A 22,279-nucleotide genomic window follows, 5' to 3' on the forward strand; every position below is an offset into this window, starting at 1 on the left:
TTAATTATCCCATTTTCCAGGTGTTTTGTCATATTCTTATAATTCATTTGCTAACCAAATAACAAAGACATAACGCAACGCTTTACCGATGAACATCATGATAAAAGTAGGCGCGACGCGACATCGAAAGTATCCTAGTGCCACGGCCATGGGATCACCAATTATTGGCATCCATGTAAGTGAAGCAAGTAAGGCCCCAAAGCGTTGAATGTGGTGTTGTAAATTAAGAACTTTCTCTTTACTAATTTTAAAGAATTTTTCACACCAACTTAATTTCCCCAGATGGCCGAGGTAATAACAACTCACTCCACCGAGAAAATTACCAAAGCTTGCGGCCAAGAAAATTGAAGTCTTGGGAAGTCCTAGTTTTACGGCGCTAAAGAGAAATACTTCAGAACTAAAAGGCAGGATCGTCGCTGCTGCAAATGAGATTAAGAAGAGGCCAAAAACCCCATATTCTTGAATAAGGTCCATTGTTCATCATTATGATTATTTTCAAACAATTAAGCAAAATCTTTTAACAATTCCCCAATAAAATCAGCATAAAGCCAAATACAAATTTAATTCAAGGAATGATCATCATGGTAAATTATACTCCACCAATTGAAAGGGATAAGGCCCCAAGACAACGAGAAAAGGATGAGCACTTTACATCAAGCTACAATATTATAAGCCGAGTCATTAAAGAATCACTGCCACTTCATGCAGATATGGATATTCAGCAAGCTGGAGAATTCTTTATTAAGAATCAAATAACAGGACTTCCCGTTGTTGATGAACATGAGCGTCTTGTAGGATTTCTTTCTCAAAAAGACTGTCTCAAATACAGCCTTGATGCCAAGTACTATAATCATGCATCATCTAAGGTCGAACATTATATGAGCGAAAATGTTGTGACGATTCCAAAAGAATCAACTCTAACATTCATCGTGGAATTATTTCTTCACTACCCCTACCACACCTTTCCCGTTATTGAGAATGGGCAAGTCATTGGAATCGTTGAAAGGACAACCGTCTTTGAAGTGATTCACAACATGAAGGGAACCAACTGGTAAAAAATTCAACAACTTAGCATCTGTAAAAAATGCGCACTCCCCTCTCTTTTGTTGAACACGACCATCTATTCTGCGATTATGCAGCGATAAAGATAATAATGAGAGAGGGAAATGGTTTTTACCAGAAGACGCCATCGACATAAAGTCCCAAAGAATAAGGAACAGCTTGAGCTAAGTTTCGATTTGCCACGTGAGCAAGATCGTAACTTTCACTTAGGTGGAAAGTCTTTTTACTTCTTTGATTTTGATGACAATGTTGTCTTCCTTTCAACACCTATTATTATCTTTCATAATGAAACTGGCGAAGAGAAGCTTCTTTCTTCTCACGAATTCGCTGCTCACAACAAAATTATTGGTAAAGAAGGTTTATATAAAGATTATCATATGGACTTCGATGATGAGACGGGAACTTTCCGTAACTTTAGAGATTCAGATCTTTCGCTTACTCAACGACTAACCGGAAGAAAGCAGTCACTAATCACCGATATCCAGAATGCACTTGAAAGAAGTGATTCTACTTGGAAAGCTCCAAGCTGGAATCACTTCTATCATGCAACTTATAACAAAAGACCTGTTTCTATTATTACAGCTCGCGGCCACCGAGAAGATACCATCAAGCAAGGAATTGAGGTTATCTACAATGAAGGCCATCTTCCGAATATGCCAAATTTTCACACTGTCTACGCCGTTTCAAATCCTGAAACACGAGTACGTCTTGGTGGTGAAAGTGAAAACTACAATGTGCCAGAATTAAAGTACAAGGCCATTATTGAATCAGTTGAACTCGCTATAAAGCAATACGGATACTCTGATTATCACCGCTTTGGGATGAGTGATGACGATGCTGGAAATATTGATCTCATTACAGATGCGATGAAAGAGCTTAAAGCAAAATTTCCACGTATGTCATTCTTTGTCATCCAAACTTATGATAACGGTTTCGAAAAACGTGAAGTTCTTGAACACTCAGTTGAAACAATCTTTTCTAAGAGCGAATCTCGCCTTGATCAGCTTAACCTTTTTGCTCAGTAACGAAGTAAAATTCTGAACACTGCCTAGGCAATTATTAAAAAAGTATTTCCTATTGTTAAAGTTTAGTAAGATTTCTTTCATGGAAAAGAAATTTATCAAACAAGTATTGGCCACATTCTTTATATTCTTATTCTCAGCTCTACTGTCACGTGCTTTTAGTGGAGAACTCGTAAAACTTATCCAGTAAGTTCAAAATCCACTAAAACCGAGAAAAAGTCTTACACTTTCTAACTAGGCTTAGATTATCTTTGCTTAATAACCGTTCATTTCTTAGAATTTGAAGTCCCCAAATAAAAAGGAATTTCAAATGAAGAAAATGACACAAATCACACTCGCACTAATTCTTGCTTCTAGCACTTTTGCTATGGAATGCGTTGGATCAAAAACATTTAGAGATAATCTTGGGAATTCACAACGTAAAGAAGTGATGCTCGAGAAGGCATTTGATTACTCAGATGACAAGATTCATGCAGATATTGAAGAAGCATACTTTGTCTTCACTAAATACGATCAAGAAAAATACGTCGCTAAAATCACTTTTGGGCCAGATTATACAAAAGGCATTGCCTCAACAGCAACTTTTGACATGAATAATCGCTTTGAATTGGCCAGTGTAAATGGTGGTACTGTTTATAAGCTAGTCTGTCGAAAGTAAAATTTGTGGCCCGGGGCCTTTTTCTCCTAACTTATCGTTAGGGTTCCTTAATGGACAATCTTGAAGAGAAAGGCAGCCACACCCTATACATAGACCTAATTGAGACTTAACCCTCTGAATTAATTCAATTCTCTCAGTTAAAATACGATCCCAATTCTCACCAAGCTTCTTCCAATCATTGAGTGTTGGCCGCTCTTTATTTACTATAGACTTAAATGCATCTTTAATTTCTTCAAGAGAAAGACCTATCTTTTGTGCGACCTTAACATAACTCAATACTCTTAATTCATTTCGATGAAAGCGACGCTGATTTCCACTATTTCGATGAGACCTAATAAGACCTTTAGATTCATAGAAATGAATGGCCGATACGGCCACTCCACTTCGTTTTGCCATTTCACCAACTGATAAATATTCTTTTTCTTTATGCAAAATTTCCTCACTATTGACCTCAAGTTAACTTGAGGTTTTATAATTTAACTCAGAATTAAATTTATTTCAACATTCCAAATTGGAGGATAAGTATGACAAAAAGAAATGCCCTGGTAACAGGAGGAGCACGTGGAATTGGAGCTGCAACAGTTAAGGCCCTTGCAGCCGATGGTAATCGTGTGTTCATTAATTTTGTAAACAGTACACAAGCTGCAAATGATTTAGCAAAAGAGATAATCGATGCTGGTGGTGAAGCAATTCCTGTACAAGCTGATGTTAGAGATGATGCACAAGTTAAGGCGATGTTCGATAAAATTGACGAGTTTGGAGGCGTTGATATCTTAGTATCAAACGCCAATATGAACTTCACTCCTAAGCCATTTACAGAACAAACTTGGGAAGAATTTTCACAAAAGCTAAATGATGAAGTACATGCCTCATATGTAACTGCGCAACTTGCTGCAAGGAATATGAAACAGAAGAAGTTTGGAAGACTAATCTTTATTTCTAGTACACTTTCTGAAGACCCTGCTCCTAACTTTATTGCTCACGGATCAGCAAAAGGTGCACTTGATAGCATGAGTAAATATATTGCACAAGAATTAGGTCAATTTGGTATTACATCAAATATCGTAGCGCCAGGACTTGTACTTACAGATGCAACAAAAGGATCAGGCGAAGATTTCATTGAATTCATTAAGTCAATGACACCAACAGGTCGAGTTGCAATCCCTGAAGATGTAGCAAACACAGTTCGCTTCCTAGCAAGTGAAGGTGCATCTCATATCACAGGTACATATACACCAGTTTGTGGTGGAGCATACCTACCATAATTTCGTTAAATAAAAGGCCCAGTTCTAAACTGGGCCTCTACATTACTTAAAGTACGCGTTGCTAGTTTGGGGGGTGTTTCTTTGCGAGAGATTTCCCATACCGCCGGAAACAACACGACCGACATAAACGTCGGTCGGTTGAATTATTGTTTCATTTCAAGCCACGGGCGGTAGCACCGCATCCCATTTTGCGTATGCAAAATGATGCGGGTGCTACTCCCATTCAATAGTGCCAGGAGGTTTAGACGTAATGTCGTAGACAACTCTAGTGATGCCTTTGACCTCATTAGTGATACGAGATGAGACGCGAGATAAGAATGCATGAGGCATATCTGTCCAAGTAGCAGTCATTCCATCACTAGAATTAACCATACGAAGACAAATAACTTCTTCATAAGCACGGCCATCACCTTTTACACCAACAGTTTTAACTGGAAGTAAAACTGTTAAGGCCTGCCATGTTGATTGATATAAATTATTTGCGTGTAATTCTTCAAATAGAATTTGATCACTTTGTTGAACTTGTGCAATACGAGTCTCTGTGAGCTCACCTAGAACACGTATCCCAATACCTGGACCAGGAAACGGGTGGCGATGAACCCAGCCATGCTCAAGACCTAATTCCTCTCCCATTTTTCTTACTTCATCTTTGAAGAGATAACGAAGAGGCTCAAGAAGCTTTAAGTTCATTCTTTCAGGAAGTCCACCAACGTTGTGGTGAGACTTAATTGTTACTGACTTTCCATCTTCTTCATGTGGAGAAATTGACTCAATAACATCTGGATATAAAGTTCCTTGAAGAAGGTATTCAAAATTAATATCGTGTGAATCCTGATATTCTTTTACTTTCTTTTCAAAGACATCAATAAAAGTTTTACCAATGGCCTTACGCTTATCTTCTGGATCTGACTTCCCTTTTAGATTGGCCATAAACTCATCCTTAACATCGATAACTTCAATATTAAGATTTGTTTTTTCTTTTAATATTTCAATATGATTATAATCTTGTGGACGAAGAAGTCCGTGATCAACAAAGAAACAATAGAGGTTATCTCCAATAACTTCATGTGAGAGTTGAGCTGCAACGAGTGAGTCAACTCCGCCAGAAAATGCACAAAGAACCTTTGATTTTTCAATTCCGCGTACAAGATCTTTTGCTTCTTCAAGCATCTCTGTAGCATCCCAGTCTTTTTCAAGCTTTGCTACATCTTTAAAGAAATGATTTAAAATATCTTTTCCATGTTCACTATGTTCAACTTCTGGATGAAATTGAAGACCCATCATTGGACGCTCTTTATGCTCAATAGCTGAAACAAGCCCGTTTGCAGACTCCATGACCAAATCAAAGTCTTTTGGTAGCTTCGAGATATGATCAGAGTGTGACATCCAAACATTGACTTCATCAGGAACACCATCCATTTTAAATTCATTTAAAAGATGAATCTTAGCATGGCCATATTCACCGATTGTTCCCTTTTCAACAACGCCGCCAAAGTACTTCCCCATAAGTTGCATACCGTAGCAGACACCTAAAATTGGAAGGTCCTTATTATCAAAGACAAAGTCATAATTGGTATCATCTTCAAAAACAGATTGTGGCCCACCAGAAAGAACTAAAGCATTAGGTCTTTTGCCTTCTTTAAAGAACTCACGGGCCTTCTTTACTGTGATAATCTCACTTGAATAACCAAGTTCACGAGACTTTCTTGTAATTAATTGTGTGTATTGTGAACCAAAGTCCACGATCCATATTTGTCTTGCACTCATCTTTTTAAAACCTTTTATTTCTCAATTTGATAATTTGGTGCTTCTTTTGTAATCATGACATCATGTGGGTGACTTTCTTTTAAAGACGCCGCTGTGATTTTTACAAATTGTGCTTTTTCTTGCATTTGAACAATTGTTTCTGCACCGATATAGCCCATACCACTTCTGATACCACCATTTAATTGATAGATATTTGAAGCAAGGCTTCCACGATAAGGCACTTGTCCTTCAATTCCTTCTGGAACGAGTTTTTGATCATCAACATCACCTTGACCATAACGATCTTTAGAACCAAGTTTCATGGCACCAAGAGATCCCATTCCGCGGTAAACTTTATAAGTTCGTCCTTGATATAAAACCATTTCACCTGGAGTTTCATCACAGCCAGCAAACATTGAACCTAGCATGACACAACTTGCTCCAGCAGCAAGGGCCTTAACAATATCTCCAGAGTACTTGATTCCACCATCTGCGATAAATGGAATAGCTGCCTTATGACAAACTGTTGCACAGTCCATAATGGCCGAAAGTTGAGGAACCCCAATACCGGCAACAACACGAGTTGTACAAATTGATCCTGGACCAATTCCTACCTTTACTCCGTCTACTCCGGCATCAATTAGGGCCTGACAAGCTTCAGGTGTTGCAATATTTCCGGCGATAATATCAACATTTTGATCTTTTTTAATTAACGAGCGTACTGTTTTAACCATCTCAATGACACCTTTAGAATGTCCATGAGCAGTATCAATAATAATGCAATCAACATCTGCATTAATTAGGTGTTGAGCACGCATAACTTCTTTATCTCCCACTCCAATTGCAGCAGCAACACGAAGTCTTCCGAGACTATCTTTATTAGAATTTGGGAAATTAATTCTCTTTAAAATATCCTTAATCGTAATCAGCCCTTTAAGCTTACCTTCCTTACAAACGATAGGAAGCTTTTCAATGCGATTCTTATGAAGGATCTTTTGTGCTTCATCTAATTCAATTCCTTCAACAGCAGTAACAAGCTTATCTTTTGGCGTCATGATATCTTTAACTTTCTGATTGAGGTTTTGCTCAAATCTAATATCTCGACTTGTTAGGATTCCGATTAGATAGTCCTTATCATCAACAACTAGAACACCTGTAATTTTATTCTTACTTGTTAATCGAATGACATCCTCAAGATGCATATCTTCTTTAACTGTAATTGGATTTAAGACAACACCTGATTCAAATTTCTTTACTTTTTCCACTTCCCAGGCTTGGTCTTCTGGTCTCATATTCTTATGAATAACCCCTATTCCACCTTGTTGGGCCATAACAATTGCAGTTTTTGATTCTGTAACTGTATCCATTGCCGCAGATACAATTGGAATATTCAAATGAATATTTCGAGAAAATTTTGTGTTTAGATTTACATCCCCTGGTAGGACTTCAGAATAGCCTGGCTTAAGTAAGACATCATCATAAGTTAAGGCCTGTTCAATTGGTGTGTTTGACATTTTTTAATCCCAGCTAAATAGTTAAAATATAAGCAAAATAATTGCTTATATTTTAACTGAGATCATTTTTTTATAATAGCTGGATATTTTTTTAGTACGCTTGCTTATAATCCTGACTATAACTCTCAAGATCATTAATTAAGCTATTGATAGCATCGTTATGCTTCTTTTGATTGATATATTCACGACGCAAAGAACTCTCAAAGATATCGTTCTTTAGATCATCCCTAACAGGACTTGGAACAGATGCCGGATTACGAGATGAGCTCTTCTTTATTGAAGTTGGAGCCGCCTGTGGCGCAGGTTTCGCTGGACGAAACTTTCTTACTGGTGCCGGCTTTTCCGGAGCGATCTCAGGGGCCATTTGTGGCAGATCTGGAGTTGAAGAATCATCAGAGGCCGGAACTCGCAAATTCGAACGATGAATATTTACTTCTACATCAGATTTCTTTGTATAACTTGGCTTAAACTTCTTTTTTACAGGCTTTTTCGCAGGTGCCTGTGAAGCAAGTTTTCTCATTTTTTCTCTATAAATTCTCTCAAGTTTTTCACTTCTGCTGTTTTCTTCTACTGGAACAGAAGCAATATTACGTCTTGTTTGATCATAAGTTGAACGACGTACAACAATTTCACCAGGCTTATTAGATACTCTCATCTCCTCTCTTAAATGAACTGAGGCCGTAGAGCGCTTTGCCTTCTTTGAATAAAGCTCTTGTTTGATTTTATTATCTTTGTGTGTTGGTGCCTTTGCAGCAATTCGTCTCTCATCCATTGGCTTAACTGCTGGGAATAAAGATGTGACTGCCTGATATGCACTTGAAGAAATAGGCGTTGGAACTCTTGGCGCACCATTTTCATAATCTTCTTTTATAAATGAAAATCGTCCTGGCCCAACTTTTTCTTTCATAAATTCATAAACATTATTATTAAAAGTATGTGTTCCTTTAATACTTAGAATTTGAGTTTTTCCATTATCTGGATCATAAGAAGCAATGAACTCTCCATTATTGTAATTTATTGTCGAGTTTACTGTTTGTAATTGAAATGAATCATCAGTCTCTTCCATTGACTTAACCCAGATATATCCTGACTTAAGTTCAACAATCTTATTTAGAACTGAAATATAACTTGAACCAGAGACATGGTATTCGTGATCGAAGTAATCTCTAAAAACAAGCTCTGCTCCGACTTCTGTAAAGATATCATCGAAATCATAAAGATAACTTCCAGCATCGACCTTCTTTGTCTTATCGCCATTAGTAACAAAGACATTCCCTTGAACCTTGGCAACAACGGCACGAGGAGTTCTCTCAACTGAGGACTCAGGTGCGGCCATAACAAAAGAGCTTATTAATGTTAGAACGAGTAAACTAGTTCTTTTTATACTTCTGTACGATTTTCTCATAGTGCCCACTTAAAATATTCCATTCAGGAGTGTTTCTATATTTCTTTCTGAATTCTTCAACGACAGCAAAGAATTCATCTCTTCTATTTTGCTTTAGGTAACTCATTCCAAGCCAAAGCTTAGCACCTAAGTAATACTTTGAAGTTGGATACTTTTTCGTAAGATATGTGAAGTACTTCTCACTCCAATCATAATGCTTACCTGACTCGTAACTTGCGACACCAGCTTGAAAGAGGAAATCAGCATCGACATCTTTTGAGTTAGGAAAATTCTTTGTGTATGAGTTAAAGAACTGTGCACTCTTTTCATAATTTTTCGCATCAAATTCTTTTTGAGCAATAGAGATCATCTCTTTTGCATCCCACTTATACACATCATACTTAACAAGGTCGTTACTATTTACCTTTGCAACACTTGCTATCTCACGCTGCATATAAGTCTCTTTCTTTGGCGCTTTATCTTTCAATTGTGTTTCAAGATAGAAATTGCGACTTTCAAGAGTCTTAACCTTATAATTGGCCTGCATCAGCTTGTTCTTTAGATCCTGATTCTCTTTAGATAAAAGAAGAATTCGATCCTCTAGTCCGTTAATAACTTGAGCACGTTTTTCAAAATGCTCAACATAACTACAAGATGTTAGCGAAACCACGGCCATTGCAAAAAATAATTTATTCAAGGTTTTCACGTTTTTTTCCTCGTTTATTAGTACCTCTTCTATTATCTCTTCGGATATCAGACTAAAATATTTAGTAAAAATTAGTCCAACGTAATTTCAAGCACTTAATAAACTTAAGCTTTTAAATGTCTTTTCTCGGTTTTTAACGTCAAATCTTTGTCAAATCATGGATTTAGCGTGAATTTTTAGCGTATAATTACCGCTAAGGCTTTATCAGTTATTAAGAATCATTAAGGATAAAAGATGAATAAATTAAGACTTGTGCTCTCTATAGTATTTACGGGAGTACTCCTAAGCAGTTTTACAGCTAATGCTCAAAAAGAAGACTACTCTAATCTCCTAAAGGCACAAGTAACCTCAACTAAAATTAATGACTCCAACTTTCTTGTCATCAACCTACGCAATCAAGAAGGATGGCACACCTATTGGGAAAATCCTGGTGACTCTGGACTTGCCACAGAGTTTGAGTTTAAAGACCAAGGAGATAAGATTGTCCTTGAGATGGTTGAATGGCCTACTCCTCATAAGTTCATTGAAAAAGGAGATATTCAAACATTTGGTCATAAGAACGACTACTCGTACTTCTTCTATTTAAATAACCAATTTAAAAATAGTGATAACTTTCAAGTTCATCTTAAATATTTAATCTGTCGTGATATTTGTATCCCACAAGAAAAAATCATTAAAGGTACATTTAGCGATGGAAAATTTTCATCAAGCCAAAATGATATTACGATCTCTGAGAGTGAAATTGTAGAACGATTCAATAACCTTCCAAGAAAGAGAACTCTACCAACATATTTAAATATCACACTAACTCAACATGGTGATGATATGGCCCTTTTCTACAATATTACTGGAGAAGGACAAAAGCTTAAGAGAGCTCAAAATATTCTGACACCATATACAACGAGTCCATTCACTTTTAAGAGAGAAAAGATTTATAAAGATAAAAAGGGAAATCATTACGGCTCTTTCATGATGGACTGGGATGGTGCATATCTTGAGCCAGAATATCCCCTACCAGAAGATGGTAACTTTAAAGAGCCTATTACGTTCAAATTTGTCTTTAATGATCCAGTGACTAATGAAAGTTATAGAGTTGATTACGAAGTGGCATCTTTTGGAAAAAATGGTGAATCATTTTCTAGTTTCTATAAAACCTTAACACCAGTAGATAATACTCAAAAGAAAGTTGATTCAAAAGTAATGAATAACCAGTCAGGTTCTTCACTACCTTACTTTCTACTCATGGCCTTTATTGGTGGTTTAATCTTAAATATCATGCCGTGTGTTTTACCGGTAATTTCACTAAAGCTCTTTGGCTTAATTAAACACTCAAAAGAAAGTCGTGGGCGAATCTTTAAGCACAATCTCTTCTACTCTCTTGGTGTTATGGCCACATTTGTAGCATTAGCAGCTGCGATTGTTGGATTAAAGGCATCAGGTGAACAAGTTGGTTGGGGCTTCCAATTACAATCTCCACTCTTTGTTTCTTTAATGGTCTTTGTCATCTTTATTATGGCCCTTAACTTATTTGGACTATTTGAATTCAAAACTCCAGGAGGTTCAACCTTAGGAAATGTTGAAATTAGGAATACGTACTCAGGTGATTTTATCAGCGGTGTTCTTGCAACGATTCTCTCAACACCATGTTCGGCTCCTTTTTTAGGAACAGCACTAACTTTTGCATTTTCTGAATCGACGTTAAATATCTTTTTAATCTTTTTATTTATCGGTCTAGGACTAAGTGCTCCATTTTTATTAACAGGATTCTTTCCTGCTCTTATCCGTTTCTTACCTAAGCCAGGTATGTGGATGGAGCACGTTAAAAAGCTACTTGGCCTAACACTTATCCTTACAGTAGTTTGGCTACTAGACGTTTACTCAGCTCTTGTTGGTTCTGCTGTTGCCATGATGTATATAAAATCAGCGCTGGTATTTACTTTCTTCTTCTTTTACATGAGAAAGAAAATGACCAAGAAAGTCTATGCGACAATTCTCGTTCTAATCCCTACTTTATACTTAGGCTATACTTCTGTTACAACTCCACTTAATACTAGTGGAAGTGGGAACTCTCTTATTGAAGACAAAAAGCGTGAAGGCCTAGAGTGGGTTAAGTGGACAGAAGATGCTATGAACCAGCGAATTAATGAAAAGAAATTAACTTTTATCGATTTCACAGCACGTTGGTGTATCACATGTAAAGTTAATGAGAAGCTCGTTATAAATACAGATTCATTTAAAGAGATGGTTGATGAGAATAATGTCGACTTACTACTTGGAGACTGGACAAAGAAAGATGAGCATATCGGAAAATGGCTTAAGTCACAAGGAATGGTAGGAGTTCCGGCCTACTTTGTTATTGATGATAAAGGTAATCTTATTAAACTTGGTGAGACAATTTCATTAAGTGAAGTTAAGAAGGCACTTGGTGTAAACTAATCAAGTAACTTAGCAACTGCTGAAGGCCCAACATTTGCTTGTGCTAAAAAGGCAGTTGCTGACTCCATCTTTATTGACTCCAAGGCCTTTTTAGCAGCAGACTCTCCAAAGTCAGTATCTTCAATCTTTGATCTCGCAGACTCTGAGTTTTCATAATTAATTTGTAAGTTTGTTGTCGTACTCTCGATTCGCTTCATTGTTGAGCCAACCTTTGAGCGAGAGTGTGAAATCTTCTCAATCATATCATCGGCCGCTTGCATGGCATTTCTAGCACTCTCCTTAGTATTAACAGAGTGTGCACTAAGGTGGCGATTTGATGTCATAATTTCACTAATATTGTAGCGAACTCGATCATTCTTAGCATCATTTCGAATCCCCACCTGCATCTCAAGGTCTCGACCTGTGCCATCGAGAAGTCTTGTTCCATTGTATTGTGCATTTTCTTGGACTCGAATCATCTCATTAGTAAGCTGCTGAAATTCTCTATCAGCATTTCTTCTCTCACTTGGCGCATATGTGTCGGAGGCCATTTGGATTGAAAGTTCTTTTAGACGTATTGCAATATCATGCATCGTCCCCATCGTTGCATCAGCAATTTCTAGCATTGAGTAGCTATCGTTTGAATTTCTTTGGGCCTGGAGATTAGAGCGGTTCTGGGCCGTCATTTTAAGCGCAATAGCAGAACCTGCAGGATCTACTGCAGCTTCATAGATACGCTTAGCGCCTGATAGTTTGCGAGTCTCGCTCATATGGCGATCATTCACATTACCTAACATTCGCTTCGCTAATTGCGATGTGACGTTAGTACCTACTCTCATCCTTGATATTACCTAGTTAGTACTTGTTAAATTCACTCTAACCTTGAGTGAAACTGAATGTTATTGAATTTATCGGAAATTTTTGCCCAGAGCTTAAGAAAATTCCTTGAGCTCTGGGCGGTGTTTGGAAGTTAAAATGAAAAGATTATCTAATACCTAGTAATCTCAACTAACTGGCAGCTTTTTGATCTCGATACCAGTTTTTAAAGGCCACTAGAACATCTGCTGCGGCTTGGTAAACATTGTCTCCTTTAGCTTTTTTATGGAATTGATGCTTATGACCATTAACATTTGCAGAGAACATATATTCTGGACCTTTTTTGTCGGCCACGAATTGGATATGCCCCACATTTCTATGATCGTGTGAGATACCTTTTAATTTCTTTGCAACATAGTCTTCAAAAGCATCTGAGTGATCGACATTGTGAAAGCTTAAATTGTATTTCATAGGACCTCCGTTTGTTTTTTTCCTATTTATCTCTACAAATACATAATAGCACTCTCATCTTTTTTGAAATCTGTTTTATGTTAGGTTTTTGTCAAAAAGATTTAAAGTAATAAATTGTTTGAAAGGTGTATGAAATAGATCATATTTTAGTGTTCTCATGACACCATATTTATCATAAAATTAGATAGTTACATTTATTAAATTAGAAGGAGTTTTAATGCGCTTATACGAATATATCCAGCAAGGTGGATTGATTATGTACATTCTACTATTCATCAATATTGTTGGATGGGCAATTATGTTATCTAAGGCATACTTTCTCTCTGTGGAGATGAAGATGACTTCTCAAACATCAAGCGACATTCAAAAAAGAATTACTGATGTTGGAGAAAAGGATGCAACGTCAAAAATCGAAATTGCAAAGCAGTATCTAGCTGGTCACGTTATGGGTGCAGAAAAGGGTCTAAATACAGTTAAGATTATTGCAACAATCTCTCCACTACTTGGACTACTTGGTACCGTTGTTGGTGTATTAAAGGCCTTCCACGTAATGTCTCAAACAGGATTATCAAATCCAGCATCATTTGCTCAAGGTATCTCAATGGCCCTTATTACAACAGTTGGTGGGATGATTGTCGCAATTCCTCACTTTGTTGGTCACAACTACCTACTAGGAAGTGTGGATAAATTAGAATCAAAATTAGAACAAGAAATTATGGAAAAAATTCTATGAGTTCCAGAAGTAAAAAAAGAACAAGACAAGAAGCAAGCGCGGATATCACCCCCTTAATTGATGTTGTCTTCCTCCTTCTTATTTTCTTTATGACTTCAACTGTCTTTAAAAAGTCAGAATTAGCGCTACTGTTAAATCTACCTAAGACAGAGTCTGGGGAGAAAGCTTCTCAAGATTCTAAAGTTTTAACAATAGAATTATCAAAAGAAGAAGTGGCCATTGCTGGAAAGAAATTTACAGTGGATGAGCTTGACGAAAAACTAGCAGCAATTAAGGATAAGAATAAGCCTATTGATCTTCGAGTAGATAAAGAAGTTCAGTATGCAAGACTTGTAAAGATTCTTGATGTCTTAAAGAAGTACAGTCTTACAAATCTTTCACTTATTACTGAAAAGTAGATAATAAAGAATTATAGAGAATTATAAAGATCAACTAAGTTCTGGGCCGTTTGACGACGATGAAATTTTTCAACAAAGTTACGGCCCATTTCAACCATCTCAAAAGCAAGATCATGATTAGTTAACACATTGCTAATCTGCTCACTTAACTCTTGTTTGTTATTTGGATCAACATAAATCGTATTTGGGCCACCAGCTTCTGGAAAGACAGATCCTTTAGACGTAATAACTGGTGTCTTTGAAAATAATGCTTCAATAATTGGAATTCCAAATCCTTCAAAGAAAGATGGAAAACAAAAAAGATCACTACGTTGATAGAAGGCAGGAAGATCATCATTGGTCACATTTGAAAGGATAATAACTCTATCTTCAAGTCCCTTTGAATGAATATAGCTTTCAACCTGCTTCTTATACTTACCGCCATTTCCAACAATAACGAGTTTGTGATTAATTGATTTCTTAAGATCAGCGTAGGCCTTAACCAACGTCATGGTATTCTTATTTGGCTCAATTGCACCAACATAGAGAATGAATTTATCGTGGATTCCGTAGCGCTCCACTGTTGCCACTTGTTTTTCAACAGGTATTGGCGAATAAAAACGTGGATTACAAGTTTGGTAAACGACACGAATTTTTTCGGCCGGACAACCGAGATAATTAATTAAGTCCGTTTTAGTTTGTTCACAGATTGCAATTACCACATCTGCAACTTCTGTAGCATACTTAATTTTTTTAAAATAAACCTGGCGATCAAGCCATTTAAAGTTTTGAGGAAAACGTAAGAATAATAGATCATGTATTGTTACTACTGTCTTGATTCCTGTTTTCTCTATACCTTGAGGGAGTTCGTGACTTAAGCCGTGAAAGATATCTAATTCTAAATCCTTAGCCTCTTGGGCAACTTTAAATGAACGCCATGAAGCTGGAAACTTACGTGAAACAAAATCTTTAGGCCTAACAACATTAAGGTTATTGTATTGATCGAGCCAATGAATGGCCCTATCGTCATTAAAGTCTGGCGTAAATAAGTAATATGAATGTTCTGTGTGATAGCGACTTAAACTTGCAATTAAATCTCTAGAATAATTCCCTAGTCCACGAAAGTTATGAAATGCTCTTTTAGCATCGAATCCAATTTTCATCTTTACAGTATAAGGCCCGGCTTAAGGGAAGACAAGCTATTTGCCTATCCCTCACTTGGTACTTTAATAACCTGACCAGCATATAAAGCACTTCCTCTAATACTATTAACTTTCTTGATCTTTCTTATAGAAGTTTTAAATTTACGAGCAATTGCAGTTAGATTATCACCGCGTCTAACACGATACTTTTTAAGAGCAACTCTTTTTGCATTATTAGAAGCGATCTTAAGCTTTTGACCAATAAAGATCTTACTTGAACGAAGGCCATTTAGTGACTTAATACTTCTAACTGAAACACCGTAGCGTCTAGCGATCTCGATTAAGTTATCACCTCTTCTTACACGGTGAGTAACCATTTCACCACGAGTTGAATATTTAAGCCTTTGTCCAACAAGAATCTTAGATCCTCTAATTCCATTGATTCTCTTTAAATCAGAAACTCTAACTCCTAGACGGCTTGCAATCGTACTTAGGTTATCACCTCTTCTTACTCGGTAAACACCAGCTGTTTTAGATGAGCTTGATGCTGATCCCTTTAAATACTTACGAGTCTCATATTCAGCAAGTGACTTATAGTCTGTGAAGTTACTTGAAGGTAAGAAGATATCTTGAGCACGTCTACGATTTACTTTAATCCACTTTCTCTTAAGATCAGGATTTAATACTTTTAATGTTTTGGCCGAAATCCCGCGAGCTTTTGCAAATTTATAAAGGTTAAATGAACTCGATACACGATGGGCCTTTACTTTTTCAAACGGACTATCTTTCGACTCAGTAATCTTGATTCCATATTTTTCAGGATTATTATAAATTTCTCTTACGGCCGCAACTTTTGGAACATAATAAATTGTTTCAGTTGGAATTAACTTTCTTGAAACTAATTTCATATAATCACGAGTCTTTCCCTTTCTGATAGAGCGAATAATCCCGTACTCACCTTTATTATAAGCAACTAAGGCAAGTTCCCATGAACCAAAAATATTATAAAGGTCTTTAAAATATTGGGCAGCAGCTTCTGTTGATTTAATGATATGAGTTCTTTCATCAACATAGCTATCAACTCTTAGCTTATATCTTTTACCAGTGGCCTTAATAAATTGCCAAGGACCCACAGCAGCTGCTTTTGACTTGATAAAAGTATTATAACCTGATTCAATAAGTCCTACGAAGAATAAGTCTTCCGGTAGTCCATGTGAGCGCATAATCTTTTCGATAACATTTCTATACTTAGCTCCGTTATTTACATAACGAATAAAAAGATCTCTTTGTTTTTCAGTAAAATATTTTACCCAAAAGTCAAAGTGCTTCTTATGATAATGTAGCTCTAGCCTATCCATATTATTGATGGTGTAAGACTTAAGGCTTTCTAATTCTTTTTCTTTATATTTTACAACTTCTTTATAAACAACACTCGGTTGTTCTACTTTTTCGTGGTCAATACCTTTAGTGTATTTAGGTTTAACGTTCGCGCAAGATACAAGAATAATTAGTGGTAGTAAGATATTGATTTTTTTCATGGGCCCTCAAATTTCGTGCTCAAAAATGTGTTATAAAATAATAAAACAACTTGTCCTATTATTTTAAATGAACACCCTAATTTTTCGAGGGGGAATTTAATTCATATTAGACAAAAAGACTTTTCCATTTTCCCAAATTACCTGAGGATCTGACTCATCTTTAATTTTAGTGAAACCATCAAAATCATAGTAATCAAAACCATAGGCAATATTGAATAACGATGAAATTCCAACAGTTGACTCTACCATACAGCCAAGCATCGTTTTAAGCTCTAGCTTCTTTGCTTGTTGCAGCTGAGAAAAGCACTTCATAAGGCTATTTGCCTTTGAAACCTTTAAGACAACACCGTGACATAGGTCCTTAAATGAGTCGAGATAGCGATGATCTTCAATTCCTTCATCTAAGAAGATATCAATTGGAGATTCCTCTTTTAGCTTACGATAGCCAGCAAATTCAGAGCGATACAGCGGTTGCTCAATAAAGAGGACATTATCCCCTTTAATCAAAGCAAGATGTTCTAAAACAAGCTCTGCATCGGCTTCATAAGATTCATTTGCATCAAGAACAAAAGTTCTAGCAGACGTATTTATTAACTCGACTTGCGTAGGAAAAGTTTCTTTCGTTATTTTAAGTTTTAATACACCATCTGTTTGTGCTTCTTTTACAAGCTTCTCGCCTTCTTCAAGAGTTGAAAAAACAGGTAATGACTCAAGTGAGCTAACACTTTTTACAGTATTTGTTCCTAGGATCTTCCAAGGAGATAAGTCAGTGGCCCTAACAAGATAATCAAGGAAGGCCGTCTCAATTCCTAGTCTAAGTCTAGGCGTTTGAAAGTCGTACTGATCTAAATATAGGTTTAATTCATTAAATTGAACAACACTGTGATTTTCATAATCACGAGCAAATTCATCAAGTTCTAATCTTAATGAATCCACATCTATGTCTTCTTTAGATCCATAGCTAACTTCACCTCGACCAATGTATTGCCCATTTTTCAATGTGACATAAATAATTTGTTTTGCATTAACTTCTGCCCCTGAAATCTTCCAAGGTTTTGTTAGTGTTACGAGTTGAGTATCTATTGCCCATTCCATATTGTGACCTAAAGCTTTAAAATAATAAGTATATTGATAACTAATAAGACAAAAGTATGTTACCAAAAATAATTTCAAATATCACACTAGCATTTATTGCCATTGTTGTCCTATATACCCTGGCCCCACTTTTTAAAGATATTCTTGATAGTATCTTTAATTCAAATAGACCAAAAAAGAAGTCACATTCAAAAGAAGAATTTGATGAAATGGTTAAAAGAAAGATCGAAAGAATGTCCATGTCAGGTGGAGCACAAGGAGTTAAAGGACAATCAGGACAAGGCCCAAAGGAGAGATCATTCCTTTCATATTTTAAAGAAAAAGACTTATTTTCTTCACCAGAAGATGAGCAGTTCTTTGAGGGAATGAATTCTTCAATGCAATGGGGTGATTTTCAAGAAGCAAAGAAAATACTAAATCAAATTGAAAATGACTTTGAAATAATTGATAAAAGCGCAAGCGAAGGAATAAATCAATTTATCAAATCAATATATAATAAAGAAACTCTACTATCATTGAAAAAGTTAAATGGTGGAAAAATAGATAAACAAAGCTTTCTAAGCCTAGCATCAACTTTATTTGTTTTCAGGCATATTAATCAAATAAAGAGTAAGCGCTTTGCTGATCAAAACCAATTGCTTCTTATATTAAACTTAGCTGCAATCAAAGACACAAAGGCCAAGATCAAGTTAATAGAGAGTTATATCAGCGCTGAAGCAATCGATTCCATAAAAGAGTCCCCTATTTTGTACAGGGATTTGATTAGTGGCCTAAATAAAACGTTTGATCAATTATATCCACTACTTCCTCTAAAAACTGAGAAATTAGAAAAGGAATTTAATAATCTTAGTGAGAGTGACCGAAAAAAGAAATATAAGAAATTAGTGCAGATCTATCATCCAGATAAATGGCATGGAGATTTAAAATCACAGGCCATCGACGATAGGCTTAGAGAAAATTTTAATTTAATTCAAAAGCTTTATAAGTAATAAAAGAGAAGATTATGCAAAAGAAAAAAGAACAGATTATTAGCAGTATTGAAAAAGAGCTCATCAAGATTATCAGTGAGACAAATGGAATCTCATTAAGTGATACTCTTGAGCTATTAGCTCACTCTCCAAGTATTCGCGATAATCAGTTACTGGAAAAACCAGTTTTGGAATTCATGAAGCTTCTTTCTTCTTTTCAAATTGACGAAGTTGATATTGAAACAGTTTTGAATCATCCAGTATCTGATGCTGTCTTTAACTTCTTTAAAAAATTTCCACTGCCATATTATGAAGAACATATCCACTTAACAGGATCACTCAATGCAGAGTTCATATATCCTCGATTGAAAAAACTATTAAACGGTAAAAATAAGGCCATTTATGAAAAGAGGATTAAGGCCGTTTATGGAAAAGATGCTATCCCAATTGAGAGTGTTGAAGACGTTGATAATCTCATACGCCTAAAAGAAGGCGAGCAATTTGCGACATATCTAAGAATCCTATTTCTTGCAAAACTCATTCTAACAAATAAGAAGGCCCATAAAGATGCTGCCTATCACATGGCAAAAGAACTTTATGAAAATTATAATGTGGGAAGTATTCGACTTAAATTCACGCTTTCTCGTGCCTCAAAAATGGACTCAGAACAAATTCCAGGCATTAAAGAAGTAACAGAAGAGGATGTTGTTCTAGGACTTTATGAGGGCTTTAAGAAATTTCAACAAGAGGTTCCAAGCTTTAAATTTATCCTCTCACCTTCGTTTAGAAAGGAATTAAATTTCTTTGATAATGATAATTTTAAAACAAAGAAAGATCACTTTGAGCATCAAGTTGACGCCCTACTTGAGCTTTTAGAAAAGTATCCATACTTAAAAGAAAACTTGGTTGAAATTGATACCGTTGGTGATGAGAAGGCCCTTTATAGAAAGGCCCATTTCAAAGAGCTTAAAAGTGGTTTAAGAAAGCTACAATATCGTGGACTAAAGATTCGTTCTCACCATGGGGAGACATGGCTAACTCTTAAAAAAGGTATCCAGTCCGTTGATAATGCGATGAATATTTGGCATATCGATACACTTGAGCATGGACTAAGTCTTGGGATCAATCCTAATTACTACTATCATAGACTCTTTCAACGAATCATAGAGGTTAATAGCAAGCATCAGCCAATTGATGCGAAATCAATTCAAGGATTAGAACTTGAAGAGATGGAATGGGAACAAGATGCGGCCCATGTAAAAGAGAAGCTTTTAAAAGGAGAGCTTTTAAGTGAAGAAGATATCACGCTATTTTTAAAAACTAAATTTCATAACGCTCGTGAAGTTGAGCACTATCAACATGATATTCTAAACCGAATTATTCAAAAACGAGTCTCTCTCGTTGCACTTCCCTCTTCAAACTTAAAGCTTACTGGAGCTTTTCCAGATTTTAAGGACCACCCATTTTCTTGGTGGGAGAAGAAAGGTGTAAACTTAGGTGTTGGAACAGATAATTACATAACCTTATCCACTGACTTCATTAGAGAGATGCTTATTCTTCTCTACTCTGATGCAAATAACCTAAAAATCACCAAGCTTCTGATGCTCACAACAAAAGAGACCAGAAGGCCTTATATTAGTAACCTCCTGTGGGAGATGAGAAAAAGGTACGCTAGCTAAATCCACGCTAAACTACTGAAATGTTAAATGATACTAAACTTTTCTACGCGGTTTTCCGACAAGTGTTTAGATAGATTATTTAGACTTTAGGAAGAAAGCGATGGGTTTTGAATTCTCTCATTTTAAATCACTAGTAAATGTGGCAATTGATAATAATGCCAGTGATATTCATATCCGTGCTGAAGAAACACCTTGCTTTCGAATTAATGGCGATATGGTTTCAGTAAAGTCCAATAAGACTTTAACAACAGAAAGTGTTCTCGACATTCTAAGACTACTTACAAAAGATAATAAACAAATTGGAAATCTTGAAGATATAAAGGATCTTGATGGTGCAGTGGACTTTGAAGACATATGTCGATTGCGCTTTAATTACTTTCGCTACAATAATAAAAATGGAATCGTTTTAAGAGTTGTAAAAAAAGAAATTCCATCATTTAAAGAACTAGGACTTAGTGATTCTTTAAAACAAATTATAAGGGCCAAGCGTGGCCTAATTTTAGTAACTGGTGCAACAGGCTCCGGTAAGTCAACAACCCTGGCCAGTATGATTGATTATATTAATTCAAAAAGGGCCAAACATATCATTACCATTGAAGACCCAATTGAATTTATCCATACTCAAAAAAAATCTCGTATTACTCAAAGAGAAGTTGGAATCGACACAGAAAACTTTGAAGACGGTTTAAAATTTGCGCTCAGACAGGATCCAGATATTATCTTACTTGGTGAACTCAGGGATCAAAAGTCAGTTGAGATTGCTCTTAAGGCAGCTGAAACTGGACATCTCGTTCTAGCAACTGTTCACACGACAGATGCCATCTCAACAATAAGTCGTATTATTTCAATGTTCTCTTCAGATGAGCAAACAGAAGCAAGAAAGCGCCTATCTGACGCTCTTTATTCAACGATCTCACAGAGAATGATTAAATCAAAAAAATCACCAAATGGTGTCCGCGTTGCTCAAGAAATTATGGTAACAGGACCAGGTGTAAAAGAATGTATTCGAGGCGATGAGCCAATTGATCGAATTCTATCAATTATTGAAAATGGTGGAACAAACTCTGGTGACATTCCTTGTGAAAGTTTTGATCAAGCAATCTTCACTCTTTTGGAGCGTGGATATATCACTGAAGAAGATGCATCTAAAGAGGTTCGAAGCGCCGGTGACTTTATGAGAAAACTTATGCTTACAAAATAAGAAAGGCCCCGGTGGGGGCCAGGGCCAATCCGTCTAACAAAATTAGACTAACTTGATGTGAGGATAGTAAGAAAAGACTTACATGGTACTTATTATTCGTTACTTTTCGTTTTTTTTTAAGTGCGCAAAATTAGTGCTAATAAAAACTAAAAGGCCAAGTTACGAGAACTTGGCCTTAGTTAATTATAAATATATTTTTTTTTCGAAAGTTTTACTTTATTTAACCTGAAATAGTTATTTCTGATATGAAAATATTTCTTTTACGACTTCTTCTACGGCCTTTTTAGCGTCATCACACTGGGCCTTCCAATGTCCGTGATCAAGTTTTGGATCCTGATTCATAATCAACTCCCCTAACTCCTTGGTACGATCATTAAACTTTTTTAGAAGCTCAACTGAAAGTTGCTCATCTTCCATATTCTCGAGCACTTCCATTACCTTATTCATATCTTGATTATCTATTAAGTCCTTTAAGTTCATTTTTCTT

Annotated in this window: 22 protein-coding genes; 10 read left to right on the forward strand and 12 right to left on the reverse strand. The window is 36.2% G+C overall.

All coding sequences use genetic code 11. From position 1 onward, the window contains the following. Nucleotides 1-36: 36 nt before the first annotated feature. A complete protein-coding gene (locus tag ACN5L8_RS13935) occupies nucleotides 37-474 on the reverse strand; it encodes a YqaA family protein (protein WP_120404590.1) in 438 nt (145 codons plus the stop codon). Nucleotides 475-581: 107 nt separating this feature from the next. Between ACN5L8_RS13935 and ACN5L8_RS13940 the strand changes: the two genes are divergently transcribed. From ACN5L8_RS13940 to ACN5L8_RS13950, 3 genes are all read left to right on the forward strand, one after another. Next, the gene (locus ACN5L8_RS13940; protein ID WP_162929574.1) at nucleotides 582-1,055 is read left to right on the forward strand and encodes a CBS domain-containing protein; all 474 of its coding nucleotides are present in this window, start codon (nucleotides 582-584) and stop codon (nucleotides 1,053-1,055) included. Nucleotides 1,056-1,166: 111 nt separating this feature from the next. Further along, complete coding sequence (locus tag ACN5L8_RS13945; protein ID WP_114706350.1) at nucleotides 1,167-2,087, forward strand: hypothetical protein; 921 nt, start codon at nucleotides 1,167-1,169, stop codon at nucleotides 2,085-2,087. A 307-nt stretch (nucleotides 2,088-2,394) separates the two neighbouring features. Continuing rightward, nucleotides 2,395-2,742, forward strand: coding sequence for a hypothetical protein (locus ACN5L8_RS13950; protein WP_114706351.1), 348 nt, complete (start codon nucleotides 2,395-2,397; stop codon nucleotides 2,740-2,742). Here ACN5L8_RS13950 and soxR read toward each other — a convergent pair. Continuing rightward, the gene (gene soxR / locus ACN5L8_RS13955) at nucleotides 2,725-3,174 is read right to left on the reverse strand and encodes a redox-sensitive transcriptional activator SoxR (RefSeq protein WP_240406492.1); all 450 of its coding nucleotides are present in this window, start codon (nucleotides 3,172-3,174) and stop codon (nucleotides 2,725-2,727) included. The genes ACN5L8_RS13950 and soxR overlap by 18 nt on opposite strands. A 92-nt stretch (nucleotides 3,175-3,266) precedes the next feature. Between soxR and ACN5L8_RS13960 the strand changes: the two genes are divergently transcribed. Beyond that, entirely contained in the window at nucleotides 3,267-4,007 is a 741-nt protein-coding gene (locus ACN5L8_RS13960) for an SDR family NAD(P)-dependent oxidoreductase (protein WP_419173329.1), read from the forward strand. Nucleotides 4,008-4,220: 213 nt separating this feature from the next. On the opposite strand, the gene guaA is transcribed toward ACN5L8_RS13960, so the two are convergent. The 4 genes from guaA to ACN5L8_RS13980 all read right to left on the reverse strand — a co-directional run bounded on the left by guaA (nucleotide 4,221) and on the right by ACN5L8_RS13980 (nucleotide 9,357). After that, nucleotides 4,221-5,774 carry a glutamine-hydrolyzing GMP synthase gene (gene guaA, locus ACN5L8_RS13965; RefSeq protein ID WP_334679224.1) on the reverse strand — a complete coding sequence of 518 codons (1,554 nt, stop codon included), beginning with the start codon at nucleotides 5,772-5,774 and terminating at the stop codon, nucleotides 4,221-4,223. 14 nt (nucleotides 5,775-5,788) lie between these two features. Then, on the reverse strand, nucleotides 5,789-7,267 hold the full coding sequence (gene guaB / locus ACN5L8_RS13970; protein ID WP_114706353.1) for an IMP dehydrogenase: 1,479 nt from the start codon (nucleotides 7,265-7,267) through the stop codon (nucleotides 5,789-5,791). A gap of 91 nt (nucleotides 7,268-7,358) precedes the next feature. Continuing rightward, nucleotides 7,359-8,672 (reverse strand): hypothetical protein, encoded by a 1,314-nt coding sequence (locus tag ACN5L8_RS13975; protein ID WP_419173330.1) that lies wholly within the window; start codon nucleotides 8,670-8,672, stop codon nucleotides 7,359-7,361. After that, nucleotides 8,638-9,357 carry a hypothetical protein gene (locus tag ACN5L8_RS13980; protein WP_120404584.1) on the reverse strand — a complete coding sequence of 240 codons (720 nt, stop codon included), beginning with the start codon at nucleotides 9,355-9,357 and terminating at the stop codon, nucleotides 8,638-8,640. The genes ACN5L8_RS13975 and ACN5L8_RS13980 overlap by 35 nt, the downstream gene beginning before the upstream one ends. A gap of 234 nt (nucleotides 9,358-9,591) precedes the next feature. Here ACN5L8_RS13980 and ACN5L8_RS13985 point away from each other — a divergent pair, with 234 nt between their 5' ends. After that, complete coding sequence (locus ACN5L8_RS13985; RefSeq protein ID WP_419173331.1) at nucleotides 9,592-11,793, forward strand: protein-disulfide reductase DsbD family protein; 2,202 nt, start codon at nucleotides 9,592-9,594, stop codon at nucleotides 11,791-11,793. Here the strand turns inward: ACN5L8_RS13985 and ACN5L8_RS13990 are convergent. Beyond that, nucleotides 11,790-12,611, reverse strand: a complete 822-nt coding sequence (locus ACN5L8_RS13990) for a flagellin (RefSeq protein WP_120404582.1) — start codon at nucleotides 12,609-12,611, stop codon at nucleotides 11,790-11,792. The genes ACN5L8_RS13985 and ACN5L8_RS13990 overlap by 4 nt on opposite strands. 169 nt (nucleotides 12,612-12,780) lie before the next feature. Further along, on the reverse strand, nucleotides 12,781-13,059 hold the full coding sequence (locus ACN5L8_RS13995) for an HPF/RaiA family ribosome-associated protein (protein WP_120404581.1): 279 nt from the start codon (nucleotides 13,057-13,059) through the stop codon (nucleotides 12,781-12,783). Between the two features lie 217 nt (nucleotides 13,060-13,276). Between ACN5L8_RS13995 and ACN5L8_RS14000 the strand changes: the two genes are divergently transcribed. Then, the gene (locus ACN5L8_RS14000; protein ID WP_114706359.1) at nucleotides 13,277-13,792 is read left to right on the forward strand and encodes a MotA/TolQ/ExbB proton channel family protein; all 516 of its coding nucleotides are present in this window, start codon (nucleotides 13,277-13,279) and stop codon (nucleotides 13,790-13,792) included. Continuing rightward, a complete protein-coding gene (locus ACN5L8_RS14005) occupies nucleotides 13,789-14,190 on the forward strand; it encodes an ExbD/TolR family protein (RefSeq protein ID WP_114706360.1) in 402 nt (133 codons plus the stop codon). Before ACN5L8_RS14000 ends, ACN5L8_RS14005 begins: the two co-directional genes overlap by 4 nt. Before the next feature lie 11 nt (nucleotides 14,191-14,201). On the opposite strand, the gene ACN5L8_RS14010 is transcribed toward ACN5L8_RS14005, so the two are convergent. The 3 genes from ACN5L8_RS14010 to ACN5L8_RS14020 form a co-directional block, all read right to left on the reverse strand. Then, nucleotides 14,202-15,332, reverse strand: coding sequence for a glycosyltransferase family 4 protein (locus tag ACN5L8_RS14010; protein ID WP_120404580.1), 1,131 nt, complete (start codon nucleotides 15,330-15,332; stop codon nucleotides 14,202-14,204). Between the two features lie 44 nt (nucleotides 15,333-15,376). Then, nucleotides 15,377-16,849 carry a lytic transglycosylase gene (locus ACN5L8_RS14015; RefSeq protein ID WP_114706362.1) on the reverse strand — a complete coding sequence of 491 codons (1,473 nt, stop codon included), beginning with the start codon at nucleotides 16,847-16,849 and terminating at the stop codon, nucleotides 15,377-15,379. Nucleotides 16,850-16,945: 96 nt separating this feature from the next. After that, entirely contained in the window at nucleotides 16,946-17,944 is a 999-nt protein-coding gene (locus tag ACN5L8_RS14020; RefSeq protein ID WP_120404579.1) for an enolase C-terminal domain-like protein, read from the reverse strand. A 56-nt stretch (nucleotides 17,945-18,000) separates the two neighbouring features. On the opposite strand from ACN5L8_RS14020, the gene ACN5L8_RS14025 reads away from it, so the two are divergent. The 3 genes from ACN5L8_RS14025 (at nucleotide 18,001) to ACN5L8_RS14035 (ending at nucleotide 21,792) form a co-directional block, all read left to right on the forward strand. After that, a complete protein-coding gene (locus ACN5L8_RS14025) occupies nucleotides 18,001-18,933 on the forward strand; it encodes a hypothetical protein (protein ID WP_419173332.1) in 933 nt (310 codons plus the stop codon). Between the two features lie 14 nt (nucleotides 18,934-18,947). Next, entirely contained in the window at nucleotides 18,948-20,591 is a 1,644-nt protein-coding gene (locus ACN5L8_RS14030; RefSeq protein WP_114706365.1) for a hypothetical protein, read from the forward strand. Nucleotides 20,592-20,691: 100 nt separating this feature from the next. Next, nucleotides 20,692-21,792 (forward strand): type IV pilus twitching motility protein PilT, encoded by a 1,101-nt coding sequence (locus ACN5L8_RS14035; protein ID WP_114706366.1) that lies wholly within the window; start codon nucleotides 20,692-20,694, stop codon nucleotides 21,790-21,792. A 234-nt stretch (nucleotides 21,793-22,026) separates the two neighbouring features. Here the strand turns inward: ACN5L8_RS14035 and ACN5L8_RS14040 are convergent, their stop codons facing one another. After that, nucleotides 22,027-22,272, reverse strand: a complete 246-nt coding sequence (locus tag ACN5L8_RS14040) for a hypothetical protein (RefSeq protein WP_114706367.1) — start codon at nucleotides 22,270-22,272, stop codon at nucleotides 22,027-22,029. Between the last annotated feature and the right edge of the window lie 7 nt (nucleotides 22,273-22,279).

The organism is Halobacteriovorax sp. (assembly GCF_048381875.1).
GTDB classification, from domain to species: Bacteria; Bdellovibrionota; Bacteriovoracia; order Bacteriovoracales; family Bacteriovoracaceae; genus Halobacteriovorax_A; species Halobacteriovorax_A vibrionivorans.

Excerpts from the sequence above, each read along its gene's own strand:
- ACN5L8_RS13985 (WP_419173331.1), top strand. The coding sequence starts at position 9,592 with ATGAATAAATTAAGACTTGTGCTCTCTATAGTATTTACGGGAGTACTC.
- ACN5L8_RS14015 (WP_114706362.1), bottom strand. The coding sequence starts at position 16,849 with ATGAAAAAAATCAATATCTTACTACCACTAATTATTCTTGTATCTTGC.
- guaA (WP_334679224.1), bottom strand. The coding sequence starts at position 5,774 with ATGAGTGCAAGACAAATATGGATCGTGGACTTTGGTTCACAATACACA.
- ACN5L8_RS14005 (WP_114706360.1), top strand. The coding sequence starts at position 13,789 with ATGAGTTCCAGAAGTAAAAAAAGAACAAGACAAGAAGCAAGCGCGGAT.
- guaB (WP_114706353.1), bottom strand. The coding sequence starts at position 7,267 with ATGTCAAACACACCAATTGAACAGGCCTTAACTTATGATGATGTCTTA.
- ACN5L8_RS13990 (WP_120404582.1), bottom strand. The coding sequence starts at position 12,611 with ATGAGAGTAGGTACTAACGTCACATCGCAATTAGCGAAGCGAATGTTA.
- ACN5L8_RS14020 (WP_120404579.1), bottom strand. The coding sequence starts at position 17,944 with ATGGAATGGGCAATAGATACTCAACTCGTAACACTAACAAAACCTTGG.
- ACN5L8_RS13975 (WP_419173330.1), bottom strand. The coding sequence starts at position 8,672 with ATGAGAAAATCGTACAGAAGTATAAAAAGAACTAGTTTACTCGTTCTA.
- ACN5L8_RS14000 (WP_114706359.1), top strand. The coding sequence starts at position 13,277 with ATGCGCTTATACGAATATATCCAGCAAGGTGGATTGATTATGTACATT.
- ACN5L8_RS13945 (WP_114706350.1), top strand. The coding sequence starts at position 1,167 with ATGGTTTTTACCAGAAGACGCCATCGACATAAAGTCCCAAAGAATAAG.
- ACN5L8_RS14035 (WP_114706366.1), top strand. The coding sequence starts at position 20,692 with ATGGGTTTTGAATTCTCTCATTTTAAATCACTAGTAAATGTGGCAATT.
- ACN5L8_RS14030 (WP_114706365.1), top strand. The coding sequence starts at position 18,948 with ATGCAAAAGAAAAAAGAACAGATTATTAGCAGTATTGAAAAAGAGCTC.
- ACN5L8_RS13995 (WP_120404581.1), bottom strand. The coding sequence starts at position 13,059 with ATGAAATACAATTTAAGCTTTCACAATGTCGATCACTCAGATGCTTTT.
- ACN5L8_RS14040 (WP_114706367.1), bottom strand. The coding sequence starts at position 22,272 with ATGAACTTAAAGGACTTAATAGATAATCAAGATATGAATAAGGTAATG.
- ACN5L8_RS13950 (WP_114706351.1), top strand. The coding sequence starts at position 2,395 with ATGAAGAAAATGACACAAATCACACTCGCACTAATTCTTGCTTCTAGC.
- ACN5L8_RS14010 (WP_120404580.1), bottom strand. The coding sequence starts at position 15,332 with ATGAAAATTGGATTCGATGCTAAAAGAGCATTTCATAACTTTCGTGGA.
- ACN5L8_RS13960 (WP_419173329.1), top strand. The coding sequence starts at position 3,267 with ATGACAAAAAGAAATGCCCTGGTAACAGGAGGAGCACGTGGAATTGGA.
- ACN5L8_RS13940 (WP_162929574.1), top strand. The coding sequence starts at position 582 with ATGGTAAATTATACTCCACCAATTGAAAGGGATAAGGCCCCAAGACAA.
- ACN5L8_RS14025 (WP_419173332.1), top strand. The coding sequence starts at position 18,001 with ATGTTACCAAAAATAATTTCAAATATCACACTAGCATTTATTGCCATT.
- ACN5L8_RS13935 (WP_120404590.1), bottom strand. The coding sequence starts at position 474 with ATGGACCTTATTCAAGAATATGGGGTTTTTGGCCTCTTCTTAATCTCA.